The sequence below is a fragment of the Frankia sp. AvcI1 genome, from assembly GCF_001420875.1.
Classification (GTDB): domain Bacteria; phylum Actinomycetota; class Actinomycetes; order Frankiales; family Frankiaceae; genus Frankia; species Frankia alni.
The window spans coordinates 135,403-152,233 of the sequence record NZ_LJFZ01000003.1; the positions used below are offsets into that span (position 1 = coordinate 135,403).

The 16,831-nt window shown below is 74.6% G+C and carries 5 protein-coding genes and 5 pseudogenes; 3 read left to right on the top strand and 7 right to left on the bottom strand.

The annotated features are described in order from the left end of the window. Window positions 1-125 precede the first annotated feature (125 nt). Complete coding sequence (locus UK94_RS04325) at window positions 126-1,739, top strand: DMT family transporter (protein ID WP_235486454.1); 1,614 nt, start codon at window positions 126-128, stop codon at window positions 1,737-1,739. On the opposite strand, the gene UK94_RS39385 is transcribed toward UK94_RS04325, so the two are convergent. The 3 genes and pseudogenes from UK94_RS39385 to UK94_RS04335 all read right to left on the bottom strand — a co-directional run. After that, on the bottom strand, window positions 1,736-2,015 hold a 280-nt coding region (locus tag UK94_RS39385), incomplete at its 5' end, for a dihydrofolate reductase family protein (RefSeq protein ID WP_235486455.1). The genes UK94_RS04325 and UK94_RS39385 overlap by 4 nt on opposite strands. A 1-nt stretch (window position 2,016) precedes the next feature. Next, window positions 2,017-2,356: pseudogene (locus tag UK94_RS39390) on the bottom strand (dihydrofolate reductase family protein); the annotation flags it as partial. Beyond that, window positions 2,353-2,934: a metallophosphoesterase gene (locus tag UK94_RS04335; protein WP_041938801.1), complete on the bottom strand. Its 582-nt coding sequence runs from the start codon at window positions 2,932-2,934 to the stop codon at window positions 2,353-2,355. The pseudogene UK94_RS39390 and the gene UK94_RS04335, both read right to left, overlap by 4 nt. A 154-nt stretch (window positions 2,935-3,088) precedes the next feature. Between UK94_RS04335 and UK94_RS04340 the strand changes: the two genes are divergently transcribed. After that, window positions 3,089-4,402: an MFS transporter gene (locus UK94_RS04340; RefSeq protein WP_235486456.1), complete on the top strand. Its 1,314-nt coding sequence runs from the start codon at window positions 3,089-3,091 to the stop codon at window positions 4,400-4,402. 2,884 nt (window positions 4,403-7,286) lie between these two features. On the opposite strand, the pseudogene UK94_RS75755 reads toward UK94_RS04340, so the two are convergent. Next, window positions 7,287-8,686: pseudogene (locus UK94_RS75755) on the bottom strand (LysM peptidoglycan-binding domain-containing protein); the annotation flags it as partial. A gap of 2,033 nt (window positions 8,687-10,719) precedes the next feature. On the opposite strand from UK94_RS75755, the pseudogene UK94_RS39400 reads away from it, so the two are divergent. Then, window positions 10,720-10,971, top strand: a pseudogene (locus UK94_RS39400) (hypothetical protein); the annotation flags it as partial. A gap of 483 nt (window positions 10,972-11,454) precedes the next feature. On the opposite strand, the gene UK94_RS04360 reads toward UK94_RS39400, so the two are convergent. The 3 genes and pseudogenes from UK94_RS04360 to UK94_RS39405 form a co-directional block, all read right to left on the bottom strand. Further along, window positions 11,455-11,742, bottom strand: coding sequence for a hypothetical protein (locus UK94_RS04360; RefSeq protein WP_011602126.1), 288 nt, complete (start codon window positions 11,740-11,742; stop codon window positions 11,455-11,457). A gap of 328 nt (window positions 11,743-12,070) precedes the next feature. Next, window positions 12,071-13,187 (bottom strand): annotated as a pseudogene (locus tag UK94_RS72810) (cell division protein FtsK); the annotation flags it as partial. 1 nt (window position 13,188) lies between these two features. Next, window positions 13,189-16,813: pseudogene (locus UK94_RS39405) on the bottom strand (FtsK/SpoIIIE domain-containing protein); the annotation flags it as partial. Window positions 16,814-16,831 lie beyond the last annotated feature (18 nt).

Below are 16,831 nucleotides of genomic sequence, written 5' to 3' on the forward strand. Positions count from 1 at the left end.
CGGCATGACACCCTGTGGGGAACCGGCCGTCGACGGGCCGGGCACACGCCGGGGGCCGGCGTCACGAGGCGACGGACGGACCGTCGCCGGCGGGCGCGACGGGACCACGGCGGGATCGAGGAGGCGTGGCGACCTATCTGCTCGGCCTGGGAGCCGCAGTGTGCTTCGGGGTGGCCGCCGTCATCCAGCAGCGGGTGGCCTTCCGCGCGCCCCCCGGTGACGTCCTGCGCCTGCGACTGCTGCTGTGGCTGGTGCGCCGGCCGCTGTGGGACTTCGGCGTCGCCATCGGCGCCCTGGGCAGCCTGCTGGCCGGGGCCGCGCTGACCCACGGCGCCGTCGCGCTCGTCGAACCGCTGCAGATCTGTCAGCTCCTGTTCGCCCTGCCGCTCGCCGCGTTGCTCGCGCGCCGCGTGGTGCCGCGGCGGGACTGGACGGCCGCCGCCGCGACTGCCATCGGGCTCGCCCTGTTCGTGTACGCCGGCAACCCGGACGCGGGCGATTCCGAGGCCGCGACCTCCGGCGGTTGGGTGCTGACCGGAGTCCTCGTCGGGCTGATCGTGTTCGGCGCGGTCTGGGGGACGCGGGGGCTCGCGGCCGTGCGGCGGGCGCCGTTGCTGGCCGGCGCCGCGGGCCTGCTGTCCGCGCTGCAGGCCGCGCTCGTCAGCGCCGCCGGCCACCTGGCGACCGCCGACGGCGTCGACGCCCTGGCCCGGTCCTGGTTGCCCTGGGCGGTCGCTTCCGTCGCAGTGATCAGCGCGTTGCTCGCGCAGAGCGCCTACGAGATGGCCCCGCTGCCCGCGTCGCTGCCGGCGTCGGTCAGCGTCGAGCCGCTTGCCGGCGTCGCCATCGGCGTGGGGCTGCTCGGCGGTGGACTGCGGTTGACCCCGCTCGCGCTCGCCGGCGAGCTGCTCGGTCTGATCGTGATGACGGTCGGCGTCCGGGCGCTGGCACGCTCGCCGCTGATCACCGGCCAACTCTCGCGGCTGGCGGCGCGGCAGGCGCAGGGCCGGCTGTCCCGGCTGGAGGAGCAGGTGCACCACGATCTGGAGCGGCTGCGCCACGACCTGCGGCGCAGCCGACAGGCCGGGTCGAGCGGCCCGGCGGTGCGGCGCCTGCGCCGACGCCTGCAACGCGACCTGGACCGCATCGGCGAGGAGCTCGCGAGCCTCGCCGACGAACGGGACCGCTTCGAGGAACAGCTCCGGCCGCGGCGGCCGGCGCGGGCGGTCGCCGCGGTCCAGGCCGTGCGCCCCGATTCCCACCGGCGGCGCCCGATGCCGCGCGCCGCCGGTGCTCCCGGTGCCGCCGGTCCGGCCGGCGCCGGTGTGGTCTGGGCCGGCGCCGCCGCCGCCCGGACAGACCTCGCCGCCCGGACAGACCTCGCCGCCCGGACAGACCTCGCCGCCCGGACAGACTTCGACGCCCGGACAGACCTCGACGGCCGGGTCGTGAGCGCCGGTGCCCACGTGCCGATGCCGGGTGGGCTTCCGGCCGATTCGACCGTGCCGGCGTCCGCGCCGGTATCGGTGCCGGCGCCGGTGCCGCGAGACGTGCTCGGCGGCGACGCGGTGCCCGCCGCGGGACTGATCGCGGCGCGGCGCGAGCTCGACGCGAGAGCTGAGGAACTGCGCCGCCAGGCCGACCGGTTGCGCCGCGCCACCCGCCGGATCCTCGCCGCCGACGCCGGTGGCCGGAGCCCCGACCGGCCGCGTCGTCGTCTGCAGGGAGCGCGCCGCTAGCGGGCGCCGGTGACGCGGTGGTGCAGGTGCACGACGCCGCCGGCGAACCTGTGCTGCCCGAGCAGCTCCAGCCGCACCCGGACGCCCTCCGGCAGCGCGCGCACCCCTGCGCCGACCACGACCGGTGTGAGGAACAGGTGACACTCGTCGACCAGGCCGGCCCGGATGGCGTGGCCGGCGAGGGTGGGCCCGCCGATGGAGACGTCGCCCTCGGCCGACGCGACCAGCCGGCGGATGGCGTCCGGGTCGAATCTCCGCTCGATCCGGGTGCGCGACNTGGAGGGGCCGTCGAGGGTCGTCGAGTACACCACCTTGTCGGCCGCCTGCCAGATCCGCGCGTAGTCCAGCATGACCGGACGCCTGTCGCCACCGGTGGGCCTCCGATCGCCGTCGGCGGGCCGGGCGTCGGTGGGCCGGGCGTCGGTGGGCATCGTCTCCCAGGCCGCCATCACCTCGTACAGGCGGCGCCCGTACAGGTAGGTGCCGATCGTCCGCTCCAGGTCGTTGACGAAGGCGTGCACCTCCTCGTCGGGTACCGCCCAGTCGAAGCGGCCCTCGGCGTCGACCACGTAGCCGTCGAGCGACGTGATCGCCGAGTAGATCAACCTGCCCATCATGCGCTCCCTCGGTTCACCCGACCGGTCGGCAGCGGGTGCAGGACGACGTCGTCGAGGCGACCTCGGACGACCATCGCGGTCATATAGGTGGGCGCGGGCTGGCGGCGACGGTCGGTGGGGGAGCCGGGATTGAGCAGGCGCAGTGGGCTCGCCACCGTCGACGGCGTCCGTGCCCCCGGGCCGCCCGCACCCGCCGGCCCGGGGGAGCGCTCGACCGTCGAGTCCCACGGCACGTGCGAATGACCGAAGACCAGCACGTCGGCGTCGGGGTAGGCGGCGGCCATCCGACGTTCCCGTCCCCGGGCCGGGCCGGTCTCGTGGACGACCACGAAGCGCAGCCCCCCGAGCGTGGCCCGGGCGATCTCCGGCAGGACCGCGCGGACGTCCGGGCCGTCGTTGTTGCCGTAGCAGCCGATCAGCCGCCCCGCCCGCGCCGCGAGCTCGTCGACGGCGTCCCGGCTGATCCAGTCGCCGGCGTGCAGCACGACGTCCGCCTCCTCGACCGCCGTCCAGATCTCGGCGGGCAGCGCGCGTGCCCGCGTCGGAAGATGCGTGTCGGACAGCATGACCAGCCGCATCCGGCCAGTATCCGATGCAGCGTCGGAGCCGGCCGGGTGACCCCGTCGCCGGGCGGCCGGTTGGAGACCGGGTGACGGGATGAGGCGTGCGGCCGTGACCGGCGGGAACAGCCCGTCGCGGCGTCGGAACCTGAGCCGCGCTCGGGTCGCTACCATGATCGCGCTGTTCGTTCTGGCTCTGGTGTTCGCGAGCTGGGCACCGCGGGTGCCACAGATCAAGACCGACCTGCGCCTCGGCGACGGACGGCTCGGGTTGGCCCTGCTCGGCGCGCCGGTCGGTGCCGTCCTGACACTGTGGCTCGTCGGCATCGCGGTGGCCCGCTTCGGCAGCGTCCGGGTGGTGCGCGCGGCCCTGCCCAGCTACTGCGCCGTCGGATCGTTGTTTCCGCTGGTGGGCGGTCAGTGGTCGCTGTTCGCGCTGCTTTTTCTGTGGGGCGCCACCAGCAGCGGCCTCGACATCGCCGCGAATGCCCAGGCCATCGGGATCGAGCGCGGGTACGGTCGGCCGATCATGGCCACGGCGCACGCGGCGTGGACGGCCGGCGCGCTCAGTGGAGCCGGGATCGGCACCGTCGCCGCGGCGCTGGCGGTGCCCGTCGGCGCCCAGTTCGCCACGCTCGGCGCGGCCGGCCTGGCCGTCGCCCTACCGGCCACCTGGTGGATGCTGCCGGACCTGGCGGGGCCGGTCGCCGAACCGTCCGGCGAGCGGTCGGGGGCGCGGCCCGCTGCCGACCAGTCGGTGCCGGCGCGGGTGGCGGCAGGGGCGGCGGCGGCAGGGGCGGCCGCGGCGACCGAGCGGTCGCGCGTGCGGCGCGGCCGCCGGTGGTCGGGGCGGTTCGCCGCGCTGTGCGCAGTCTCGTTCGGAAGCTTCCTGTGCGAGGGGGTGGCCGCGGACTGGAGCGCCGTCTACCTTGCCGAGGTGACGGGCGCGGCCGCCGGGGTCGCCGGGGCGGGCTTCGTGGCGTTCACGGTGTGCATGTTCGCCGTCCGCCTGGTCGGCGATCGCGCGATGGCGCGCTACGGGCCACCGCGGACGGTGCGAGCCTTCACCGCGGTCGCGGGCGTGGGGTTCACGGGCGCGCTCGCGGTCGGCGCCCTGCCGTTCGGCTCCGCCGCCGGGGTGATCGGGTTCGGCGCCCTGGGCATCGGCACCGCCTGCGTGGCGCCGGCGGTGTTCTCCACCGCCGGCCGGCTCGGCGAGTCGGCGGGAACCTCGATCGCCGTGGTCAGCACGGTGGGCTACGCCGGCTGGCTGACCGGACCGCCCGTCGTGGGCGGGCTCGCCGAACTCGTCGGCCTCCACCGTGCCCTGACGGTCGTGCTCCTCCTGCTCGCGACGATCATCGTCTTCGCGCCCGCGCTGCGCGCCCCCCGTGCCGACTCCGCAACGGACGGGCGAGTCTCCGCCCCGCCGGCGACCGACATCGCCCCGCCGGCGACCGACATCGGCGGGCCGGCGACCCCGTGAGCCGCCCGCGCCTTACTTCCGCGCACGCCTGAACCCGGGCAGCAACGTCTGGACCAGAGCGTCCGTCTCGGCCTCGGCCCGGCCTCCCCGGCGGCCTCCACCGGCACCGATGGTCCGATACATCTCCGTGGTCACCGCCTCCAGAGTGCGGCGATCGCCTCGGGCCGACACGGTGCGCAGCAGGTCGCGCCACAGCGCCTCGGACGCGGGCACCNCCCGCAGGCCGGTGCGGCAGGCGGCCATGGCCGTCATCGTGTCTCCGAAGCCCAGGGTGAGCTCGGCGAGGCGGTGGGCCACGTCGACGACGCCGGCCCGGGTGCTGCGCGCGATGGGGCCGGTGGTCGCCCACCGGTACCGGCCGGTGGGCAGGTTCGTCCACAGCGGCCCGCTGACCATCCGCAGGGCCGTCGTCAGGTCCGCCTCGGTGTCGCCTCCGGGCATGCCCGCCCGATGGGTGTAGGCGACGAACAGCTCCCAGTCGCAGCGCACGTCCGAACTCAGTCGCCACCGGCCCTGCGGATCGACGGACAGCCGGGGCCGTCCCTCGACGTCGGCTCCCAGCCAGCGGCGGGCCTCTCCCAGCGCCGCGTCCACGGCATCGTCGTCGGCCTCGGCGTCGGCGGGCCAGATCTCCTCGGCGAGCAGCCGGCGGTGCGCGCCCTCACGGTGCAGCGCGAGGTACACGGCAATTTCGGTGAGCAGATCGAGGTCGTCCGTCGGTTGCCGCCCGGGTCCCTCGACGGTGGGCACCCCCAGGACGCGGACCTGCGCCTCCCCCGTGGCCATCGGCTCGTCGGGGCGCGACTCGCGCACGGGTCGTAGTCCGGTGGCCGATGGCGGTTCTGGCGCTGCGGTCGCCGGCCCTGCGGTCGCCGGCCCTGCTGACGCCGGCCCCGCCGACGGCGGCCCCGCTGACGGTGGGGCTGTCCCCGGCGACGGCGGGACCGGACCGGCTTGCCACGTGCGGCCGCGCGGAGTGGTCGTTTCCCCGTCGGAATAGCTGACCGGCGGCTGCGGGCGCGCGATCTGCCCGGACGGCGGCCCGGAGTGTTCCGGCGGTGCCGAGGATGGCTCCCGGGGCGGCGCGGCGGTGGGATACCGCCCGCTCGGCCTCTCGTTGGGCGGTGGAATCGGCGGGCGCGGTGGGGGCGCCGCAGGCGGCGAGGGAGTTGGGCGTGGCGGGGTTGGTACCCGCTCGGGGGGTATCGAGGACCGGGTGGACCCGAGCGGAGTCCCGGGCATCGCGGTGGCCGGGGCTGGCGCCGCGGGCTGCGGCACGGAGGCGGGCAACGCAGTGGCAGTCGGCGCTGTTCCGGGCGGCGGACTCGCACCCGGGACTGTCGCGGCCGGTGGTGGTGGTGGTGGTGGTGGAGACGGCGTCGCGGCGCCAGCGGTTTGGGCTCCCCGGGCCGCCGGAGCCTGGGGCTGGGCTTGGGCCGCACGGTTGGCCCGCATCCGCGGGGTCTCGAAGTAGAGCACCGGGGGCACCCGGGGAATGTCGGTGGGCCGGATCAGCGGACTGCTCGGATGGGACAGCAGCATGGCGTCGGTGTCGTGCGGGCCGGCGTCCCCGGGTGCTGCCAGGAACGGCGTGGGAGCCGGGGCGGATGGCGTTACCCTTCCGGGCGCGGGCTCAGCGTCGGAGGCTGCGGAGTGTGGCGACGCCGCCCGTTCGGGCGACGCCGGACCACCGGGAGAGATGAGGGGAACAGGCGGCGGCCCGAGCGGCGCCCGGCGACCGTTCGCCGGGGGCCGGGTGAGATCCTCGTCCGCCGACGCCGGAGCGGAAGCCTGCGAGCCGGTCGCGGGTGGGATCGCCGCGAGTGGCGGCGTCCACGGCAGGACGCCGGGAACCGAGTCGGCTCGAGCCGGCGGTCGCGTGATCTCGTCGTCCGGAGTGGGTTGCGCCGGCGCGGGCACCGCCTCGCCCGGGTCTGCCTGCGCCGCCCCGACGGCGCGGGCAGGATCGGTCATCGCCGGTGGTGGCAGGGGTGGCGGCGCCGGCGGGGCCGCGATGGACGAGGCGGGCGCAGGCGTGGCCTGCGGCGGCGGTTCGTCCTCGGCAGGTCCGGCGGGAGCCGGAACGGTCGCCGCGTCGGCCGCGCGGAACAGGGCCGCGATCGCCCGGCATTCGGGCCCGGAGATGGACTGCGCCCACACCTCGACACCCAGCACGCCCAGCGACATCCGGCGGTCCGGTCCGACCGTGAACCGCCACCGGGCGGCCGGGGAGTCGCCCACCGTGAGGACGCCCACCGCATGCCGGCGTCCCTGCGCCATTCTCGCCAGCCGAGCGATGTCGGCCTCGGCCGGCGGCTCCGCGAGGACGAGCAGGTCCGGGGCCAGGGCCCCCGGATTGCCGGCGATCCGCTGGCCCGCTTCGAGGGGAAAGTCGTCACCGTAGGCTCCGACGTCGAGGACCGCGTCCTCGTCGTCGGGACCGGACAGTTCGTCGAGGGCCTCCGCGACGCTGACCGCGGTCCACAGCCGTTCCGGGGCGATCGTCAGNAGCTCGTCGAGGTCGTCGTCGGCGGGAAAACCGATCAGGCAGACCCGCAGGTCGTCCGACCAGACGTTGGTGGCCAGCTCGAGCGCGACGGCGATCACCACCTGCATCGCGATGACGCGGTCGCCGAGGAGGCTGATCACACCGGGTGCGCCCTCGAGGTCGACGAGAATGCGCGACCCGGCGTCGTCATGGCCGAAGCTGACCAGTGCCGGGAACGGCGCGGGCACCCCAAGGACCGGCTGGGCGAAGGAGCCGTCCCCCGACACTGCCAGAAGTTCCGGAGTGCGCTCGATCCACCAGGATCCGGGAACCTCACCGACCGCCCAGGGTGGCGGTGGCGGCTCCTCCTGCGCCGGCGCCATGTGCAGGATCAGNGCATCCTCGGTGAGGATGGCCGCGTAGACCGCGGGAAGCAGACGCGCCTGCTCCGTGAGCGCGGCGGACAGTACCCGCAGTGACCGGTCGATGAAGCGGGCGGCCTCGGTGTCCGAGGCGAGCAGCAGCGCCCGTTCCGTGGCGTCCTGGGGTGGCTGGGCCGGACCGCTTCGGCGCCCGGACAGCGCCACCATCACCCCGGCCGCGAGCAGGCCGGCGGCCGCGACGCCCAGGAAGTCCTGTGGCGGTGCGAGGGAGGCGGCCAGCATCGGACCCGCCGCCTGTTCCGGTGCGTCCGGCCCCGAGGGCAGGCGCGATGACGCGAACGGGTTGTCCGGTGCGTAGCGATCACCTGCTGTTTGCCGGTCATCGGCCGTGTCCCGGTCGTGGGCTGTGTACCGGTCGTCGGCCGCGCCGGGCCAGGCCTCGAAGGCGGCGTCGTCGTCGGCGTCTGCGGCGTCGCCGAAGCTGTCGTGATCGAAAAGCTCGGCCAGTTCGCCGTCGCCAGCGGGGTCAGCCGCAACCTGCGGCCACTCGGCGGTGCCTTCGGGCATCCGCAGGACGCGCAACCCGTCGCCCTGGGCGTCGGCGGGCAGTAGCAGGACCCACCCGGCGTGGATGAGGGACGGCTTGGACAACGTCCGGCCGTCCGGTTGGGTGCGGCCCTCGTTCAGATCGAAGATCTCGCGGTACCGCAGCCCATCACCGAGAAAGCGCTCGGCGATGCCCCAGAGGGTGTCGTGATGACGTCCGTCCGCCGGGCGCACCTCGTACAGCTTCACCATGCGCTCGCCGAGGACCAGGCGGCTGTGCTGGTCCGCGGCCGGGCTGATCAGCTCCGGGCGGTCGCCAGGCCATGGTGGCGGCAGCTCGTCCTGACCGGCGACAGGCTGCTGCGCCGGGAGAACCGGCCCTGCGAACTCCGCCGTCCGCACCCCGGCCAGGCGACCGACACGGTCAGCGCCAGCGACACCGTCCGAACGACCCACGCCGTCCGGGCCGACGCCGTCCGGGCCGACGCCGTCCGGGCCGGTGCCGTCCGGGCCGGTGCCGTCCAGACCGTCGGGATCGGCCACGTCGCCATACCGGTCGCCGGGATAGGGAGCGTGTTCGTATCCGCCGTCGCCCGGGAGCTCGTCAGGAGGCGAGACGCCAGCACGCGGCGAGGCTCCATCGAGGGCCCAGGTGGGGCGCGCGGCAGGTGAGACGGGCAGGGTGGCCCAACTGCGGGAGGCCTGGGCCGTTGAACCAACGCCGTCGGGCGTGTCCGGATGGTCGGGCGAATCCGGGTGGTCGGGGGCCCCAGGTCCGTCCAGGCCGTTCGTGGTGCCGTCCCGCAGGCCGGCCCCGTCCGCGACCCGGGGCGGCGCCAGTTCCGGGCGCGGACCCGGTGCGGGCATCCCTCGCAGCACCCCGCCTGGTCCGGGGCGCTGCCCACGTGCCGTCTCCTGCCCGTAGGTCNCCGGAACCACGAGGGCTGTGGTGCCCGAGAGCAGCAACGCGGTGACGACGAGGCGGCGGGCGAGNATCTGGGGGGCACCGCCGAACGGAATGCGCGGAGCCAGACCGCTGCCGCGAACCTCCGCGCGCCACTCCGCGACGAGACAGGCGATGAAGTGCGCCCACGCCGCCCAGAAAAGCAGGGAAAGGATGGCCCGGACGACCCCGCCTGCCCCGCTGCCGCTCCGGATCGGCGGACCGAGCACCAGCGCGAGGACCACGGGGATGCCGAGGACCGCCACCGTGATCGCCGCGAGCGCGCCCGCCGCCTGCAGCCGCTCGCGCGCGCGATCCTCGGGCGGGACCATAGGCACCGCCTGCCGGGTCGGCACCGCCTGCCGGGTCGGCACCGCCTCGCCGCCGGTGGCGCGCCGGCCGGCCGCACCCCTCGCGGCCGGGCCACGCCGCCGCTTCGCATCCGGCTGCGGCGTGCCTGGCCGCACGGCGGATTCCGGCACGGACGGTGGGGTGCCCGTGGGGTCGGGCGGATGCGAGGGCGACGGTGCCGAGGGCAACGGTGTGGTCGACATGGTTCGTCCCCGATCAGGCGCAGGGTCGGGCGCACGTGCGTGCCGGGCGAGGGGCGTCGTCGGTCCGCTGGGCACGTCGCGTGGCGCTCATGCTAGGTCGACTGCCGCGGCGATCCGGGGCGAAGTGAGAGTTCTCTGGCCTTCTTGTGACGATTAACCAGATCGAGATCCTGGGTGCCCTGATCGTCCAACGTGCAGGCTCTCCGGAGCGGCGGAGAGGAAACAGGGAGCGGCCGGAACGGCTGCCGGGCGGCGTCCGGGGCTCCCTACGCAGGCGGCGCGCAGTGGGCATCCGGCCTCCTCACGCTGCTGCGCCGAGACGGCGACAGCGGGACGAACCCGGTGTAACCGTACCAGTGCGATCGCAGAGCGGGAACGTAGGGATGACAGATACGGGATCTTTCACGCACGATGAGCATTCGGTACCCGATCAAACGCTAAATGTCCGGTTTGAACCTTGCGCTGAGTAATCTCCGCATCCTGAAGCTGCGGTACTGATCGGCGCGTGTCGAGCACAGGGATGTGGCTTGAGTGGATACGCGGCGGCGAGCCGGCGAGCTCCGGATCGTTTCGCCATCACGGTGCCCGAGAGCTGGTTCACGTTGGATCTGAGGTCCGGCCTGACCATGCGTTCGATCGATCCTCTCGTTCACGCCCGTATCCGCGGCACGCCGATGCTGGCCGACCGCCGGGCGGTCATGGCCGCCGTGCTGCGCGACGCGGCACGGNGCGCGACGGCGAGCGGCGCGGTCTACTGCGGCGTGATGGCGGAGGCCATCGACGGTGCAGGCCTGTCAGCCACGGTGTCGGTCAGCTCTTTCCGCCATGACGCGGGGCCGGGGGAGTCGGTCCCCACGGTGGGTGAGCTCGTGGTGGGACTNCAGGAGGAGTCCCTGCCGTCCCTGTCGGGTGCCTGGCGCAAGGTGCAGATCGTGGATCTTCCTGCCGTCGGCCTTGCCGCCCGCATGCTCGGTGCGTCGGCCTCCGGCGGTGGGTTGGACATCGAGCCGAGCCTGGTTGCGAGCATGCGCACGTTGATCCCCGTGCCGGGTGCGCCGCGCGTGGCCCAGGTCGAGTGCCGCAGTCCGAATATCGCGGTGACCGACGCGCTGCACCGTCTGTTCGACGCCGTGACCGCGACGTTCCGCTTCGTTCCCGACGGTCCCGACTTTCGCGCACCCGTCTGACCGCACGTCGCCGGCACAGGTCGGCGGCGCAGGTCGACAGGGGTGTGGCCAGATTCCGGTGCCTTCGCGGCTGCTGTCCGCGGTGCTGGAGCACCAGTCCGGGAGAGATCGGTCCAGCAGGTGCAAAGCATGACCGCCAGCTTGTGGNGCATCATCACCTCCTCCATTAAGTTAGGCGAACTTAAGTAAGGCTCGTGGTTCGACGTGGAGGCATGGATGACGGACCGGCGGCGACGCGTCGACAGTGCACCGATCATGGCGGCCCGGTCCCTGATCCAGGGCGCCCCGTACGGAAGCCTCGCGCTGTGGGGTGGCGCGGTCGCGCATGGCCTGCGTTTCGCGACGGCGCCTGTGGATGTGCCGTTGGACGCGCCCACCGGCCCGGTCGCGGTGCCCCGGCCGCAGTCCGGCGTCTCTCCTGCTCACCCGGTCAGTGGCCGGGTGTCACCGGCGGAGGAGCCGTACATCNAGTCGGCGCCGGGCGGCCCGGCGATTTCCCGAGTGCTCCTGCTCGCCCCGACGCCCTTTGCTGCGGGCCTCGGCGGGGGCGACCTCGCGACCCGGCTGAACCTGTGCGGGTCGGCAACCGAAGGCGGGCGCTGGGTCTCGGTCGCATTCGGGGGATGGGTCTCCCCGCTGCCGGCGCAGGCGTGGCCGGTCGCCGCCGTCGGCTTCTCCCTGCGACATCCGACCGCCGATCTGCTCGATCTCGGCGCCGGCTGGTCGCTGCTGCAGATGGAGGTTGCCGAGGCCGTGGTGCGGACCGCTCGCGCCTGTGTCCTGCTCGCCACCGCTGCTGCCGTCGGTCTGCTGGCGGAAGCGTCCGGGACTTGTCCGTGAACCGGCGGGCTCCCCGAACTGGCGGGTCCCGGGGTCCCTGTGGCGGCGGGGTCCCTGTGGCGGCGGGGTCCCTGTGTCGACGAGGTCGCTGAGCCGATGGGCCCGGTTCGGTCATCCGGCGCTCTGGATCTCGCTCTGGATCTCGGCAAGGCGGGTGCGCAGCTGGTCGAGCCGGGCGTGCAGCTCGGTGAGCGTGCGCTCGTAGCCGGGCCAGACGGTGGTCCGGAACTCGGTCGCGCCGCGGCCGTCCCAGCTCTCCGGATCGGTGAGGGTTCTCGCGGTGGACCGCAGCTCGTCGAAGTGGGTGAGCAGCGGTCCGTTCACAATCGAGGCAAGGTCCGAGATCGCGGCCACGGCCTGCGGGGTGCTGCGAACGGTGACGTCGGACGACAGGGTCACGGTGTCCTCCACGGGGATTCTGGTCGATGGACGAACGGCGCCGGGGGGTCGGGGAACGATGATCAGCTTCCCGCCGCGGCGGTCCGCCTGTTGATCTCGGTGATGCCGCGGGCCAGCTCGGTGAGGTTGGCGTGCAGGTCCGTGAGCGCCTGCTGCACCTCCGGCCAGATCTGCGCGCGGAAGACCTGGGCCTTCGGGCCCTCCCAGTTGCGCGGGTCCGCAAGGGTGTTGCCGTGGTCGATGAGGTTCACCGCCGTCGTCTNCAGGCCGGGTAGTTGCTGACTCATCCGTGCGGCGGCCTGCAGGGCCGCCGGCGTCGTGACAGTTCTCATCCGATTCCCTTCGCACTGTGTCGCGGATGGGGCAGTTGTCGAGAGCGGTGCTGGAGGTGGGGCTGATGCCGGGAGCGGGGCCGGTCGCCAGGTTGAAGGTCGACGGGAACGGTGGCCGGTGGGCAGGCGACCTGCACGGGGAGTAGGAGTCCACGCCGGATGAGAACTCCCCGACCCGGCGGTACGGGGCCGGGGCTCGTCCGAGGGAGCCGGACACCGAGGAGCTCCCCGTCGACCGGTCGTCTCGGGGCGAGGAGCAGTCCGTGCCCCTCACGACGGACGTCGACGACGAAGCCGCGGTACTGCAGCACCAGCTCCTCCGTCGACCCGGCGATGACGAGCGCGCCCCCGGCGTCGCGTGCCTGCTGCCAGAAGCTCGCAAGCTCGGCGGCCGCCTGCTCGCCGATCAGCTCGGCGTCGTCGACGAGGACGACCGGCGGCCGCCTGCCCGGCGGGACGGCCCAGGGCGCGGCCACGCCGGCGCCGAGGTGGGCAGTTCCGGGAGGTGGGATCGGCCGCCCCGGGCCACCCTCGTCGCCGGCCCCGCCCCCGGCCAGGTGGCGCAGAACGGAATCCACCACGGCCAGAACACCCGGTTGGCCCGCCAACGCACGTAGCGCCGAGGGGCGCGGTGTCACCGCGACGACGTCGACACCACCGGCCAGCAGTGACAGTGCGAGGGTGAGCAGCGTCGAGCTGCGTCCCGATCGCGGCGGCCCGCCCACGACGAAGCCGGGCTCCTCGTCGAGCGCGAGGTCGACGACGTCCAGTTCGTCCCCGCCGAGTCCGAGAGCGGCCCGCAGCCGGGGCCCGGGTGGGCGGTGGGGAGCGGTGGCGGATCGACGAGCCTGGGCGGTCGCCATCCGAGCGCTGGTGACGCACTCCGGGAGCGCTTCGACGCGGAAGGGGCGGTTGCCGTCCCGTGCCGGTCCGCTCGTGTGGACGTCGGCCCGCACTCGCGCACCCAGGGCCCGAAACGCCGCCACCTGCGCCCGGCCGGTCGCTTCCAGAGTGAGCACGGCGACCTGAACCTCGACCGGAGCCGTGAAGCGGCCTCCGACCGCGACACCCCGCCCGGGAGACAGCCGCTCGGGCATGTCTGCGGCGCGGATGNCAGCCAGTGCGTAGTCGCCGGGATCGGCCATCCGCAGGATCAGCCGCTCATCGATGAGGGAGGCCAGCCGGCCGGTGAGCCCGCGCCGGTCCGTGGACAGGATCACCCGCAGCCCGGCAGCCGGGCCCTCCCGCAGCAGCCGGAGAAGGCACTCGACGAGTTCGCCGCCGTCGGCATCCTCGGACGCGGCGAGCAGAGCCTCGAAGCCGTCGACGAGAAGCACGAGGTAGGGCGGCCGGACGACGGCACCATCCGGGGCCGGGGCGACGCTGCGCCGTGCCTCCTGCAGATCCGCGACCCCGTTCGCGGCGAGTCGCCGGCGGCGCTGCTCGACGGCGACGGTCAGCCGGGCGAGCAGTCGTCCCACCCGATCGGGATCATCCCGCCCGACGAGCGCGCCGGTGTGCGGCAGGCTGGTCATGGCCGCCAGCGCTCCACCGCCGTAGTCCAGCCCGTAAAGGTGGACGTCGAGCGGGGACAGTGCGCCGGCGATCGCGCCCGCCACCGTCCGCAGGACCGTGGACCGTCCGGACCGCGGCGCGCCGACGACCATCAGGTGGCCGCCGTCCTCCAGGTCCAACGCGAAGGGCTGTTGCGCCTGGCGGTCACAGCGGTCGGACAGGCCGATGGCGACCGGGGTGAGCACCGTGCCGGGAAGCTCTGGCCTGCCCTGGCGGGACTCGGGGCGGCGCCGCCCTGGCGTATCCGCCGGGTGCGGGTAGAGCTCGTCGGAGCCGACGACGGCCGGCAGTGCGCCGAGCGCGATGCGCTCCGGCATGGGTGGAAGCCAGGGACTCGGCTGGGCGGGGATCCCCATGGCCGCGGCGGCCTCGCGGACCGCCCCGACCAGGACGGTCAGCTCGGTGTCGCCGGGTGCGGTATCCCGCGACGTCGCCGCGGGATACGGCCGGGCCGGTTCCGACTCCGGCACGTCCGGCCCGGGCCACGCCAGCAGGCTCACCCGCGGCGCGGCCCCGTCGGGGTCGTCGCCCTCCGTGCGGACCGGGCTGCCCACCCAGGCGGTCTGCACGGTCGTGACCCGCTCGGGCCCGGTGCGCACCACCGCCCGGCCGGGGGTGGCGGCATCGATCGCGGCGGCGTCCGGACACCCGACGACGTCCTCGCTTTCGGCCACGTCCGTGACCCGCAGCGCGACGCGCAGGTTCGTGTTCGCCCGGATCTCGGGGGAGACGACGCCGCTCGGACGCTGGGTGGCCAGGAGCAGGTGGATGCCGAGGGAGCGCCCGCGCTGGGCAAGACTGACCAGGCCGGTCACGAAGTCGGGTAGCTCGCGGGCGAGGGTGGCGAACTCGTCGACGACGAGAACCAGTCGGGGCGGGACCGCCAGCTCGCTCGGACCTGCACCCGACGCCGCCCGACGCAGAGCGTCGAGATCTTTGGCGCCGAACCGCGCGAGGAGCGCCTCGCGGCGGTGCAGCTCGGCGGACAGCGAGATCAGAGCCCGGCGCACGAGGTGCGGATCGAGATCCGTGACGAGCCCCACGGTGTGCGGCAGGGCGGCGCATTCGGCGAAGGCGGCGCCCCCCTTGTAGTCGACGAGCACGAACACCAGCTCGTCCGGCCGGTAGGCCACGGCATGCGCAGCGATGATCGTCTGCAGCAGCTCCGACTTGCCCGATCCGGTCGTGCCCGCGATCAGCCCGTGTGGGCCGTCCCGGGAAAGATCGAGCGCGAACGTGCTGCCGCCGGCGACTCCCACCGGGACGGGACGGCTTCCCGGTGGGGTCTGCGAGCCCGAAGCGAGCGACCATGCCCGCCGGATCGCCGCTGCGGCCTGCCGGCTCTCGCCGCTGATGTCCGACAGCCGCACGGCCACGGGGAGAGCGGCGCGGTCGTCGGCCGCCAGCCGAAGCGGCGCAAGTGCCCGCGCCACCGACTCGTACCAGCGGGCCGCTCCGGACGGAGTGTCGCCGCCGTCCCCGGCCGGACCGATGAGGTCGGGGCGGACGTGCCCGATCACCCCAGCCTGATCCCGACGCACGGTGAGAGACTCGCCGTCGGGTGTGACGACGGCCCGGCATTCAGCCGGGAGATCACGCACGTCGGACTCCAGGCAGATCACGTGGATGCCCACAGCCGGGCCGGCGCGCAGCACCGGGATCAGGCCGGCGATGGATCGCAGCGAACGAGCACCGTCGAGCACGAGCAGGATGTCGGGGCCGGTGGGGCGGCGGTCGGGCGGCAGACTCTGGCGGCGTTGCAGCAGGGACCGCAGTTCGGCGACCCGGGCGACCCGGCCCGCCGCGTCCGCCGCGAACCACGGCCCCGCGTCCCCGGCGGCGGTCCGGCAGTGCGGCAACCAGCGAGTCCACCGCCATCCGGCGGCACGCCCGGCATCGGCCGCCAGCACGCAGATCGCCAGCTCCTCGGGGCTGTGCAGAACGGCGGCCTGGGCGAGGAGCCAGCAGCCGATGTCCTGGGACCGGGCGCTCGCCACCCCGACGACGCCGTCCTCGCGCAGGGCGACCACGGCGGGCAGATCCGCGTGCATCGGCGCGGCCGGCAGGCCGGCGGCGGTGATCCTGACCGTGCTTGGCTGGTTCGCGATTCCGACGCGAAGTCGCAGGTAGTCGGCGTCGCCCTGACGACGCCGCCAGAGCCCGGAGTCCCGCCGCCAGGCCGTGGCGAACAGGCTCGCCGGGTCGGGCTGTTCGGCGTGGCGCTCGGCGCATTCCGTCTCGAGCGCCGCCTGCGCCGCGCGCTCCACGTCGGCACGGAGCCGTCGATGGCGCGCGGTGGCCGCGCGGAAATCGCGGCGGTCCCGCCGGCGCCCGCTCACCACGGACAGAGCGAGGTTCAGCGGCCCGAGGACGGCGAACAGCAGGACGTAGACCGTCCGCAGCACCGCGGCCATGCCCAGGGCGGCAAGCAGGGGGAGGAGGGTGGCCAGCACGGGGACGGGCGCTCGGCGGGGCTCCTCGGGCGCCGCGGGCAGAGCGAAGGCGGTCGCCCGCGGGGGTGGGCGCAGCCGCGGCGGGCGGTTGACGTCGAGCCGTCCCGCAACCGCGGTGGAGGGAAGGGCCAGGGGGGCGACCGCGGTGGGACGCAGGAGCCGCAACGCCGTGCTCGGAGTGTGCACGGAGGCAAGGACCGAGCTGTCTGCCTTCGGCCGGTCCCAGCCGACGATCCTCGCGCCGGGGCCGGGAGTGACCGAAAGGCGTCCGTCGGCGGCGACCCGCACCGTCAGCACGGGTTCATCGGTGGCGGGGCCGGCAAGCAGGATGGCGCTGCCGGGAGCCGAACCGACGGTGTGCTCGCCGACCGGCAGCGGATGGATGACGCCGGCACTGGGGCCGGCGGTGATCATCAGCTCGGCCAGGCCCGCGCCGGAGGCCCGCCGGGCCGGCGGCGCGTCGAGGATCACGACCGAGCCCTCGGTCAACGGTGAGCTGGCGAGCGGCAGATCCGGGCTGAGCGGGCGGCCGCCGCCGGCGAGGGTCAGCGAGGGGCTGGCCCTCGCCGCGGCCCGGCCGGGGCGGGGCGGCCGGACGGCGGTCGCCAGCGCGTCGGCCACGACGCCGAGCGGTGTGTCGGCACCGGCGCGCAGAAGCACGTCGACGTTCGTTCCGGTGCGTACATCGTGAACGGTGAAAGCGATTTGCATGGGCCGAAGATACGACCC

What these genes read in the sequence shown, in the direction of transcription:
- UK94_RS04340 (WP_235486456.1), top strand. Translation starts at nt 3,089, where the DNA reads ATGATCGCGCTGTTCGTTCTGGCTCTGGTGTTCGCGAGCTGGGCACCG.
- UK94_RS04335 (WP_041938801.1), bottom strand. Translation starts at nt 2,934, where the DNA reads ATGCGGCTGGTCATGCTGTCCGACACGCATCTTCCGACGCGGGCACGC.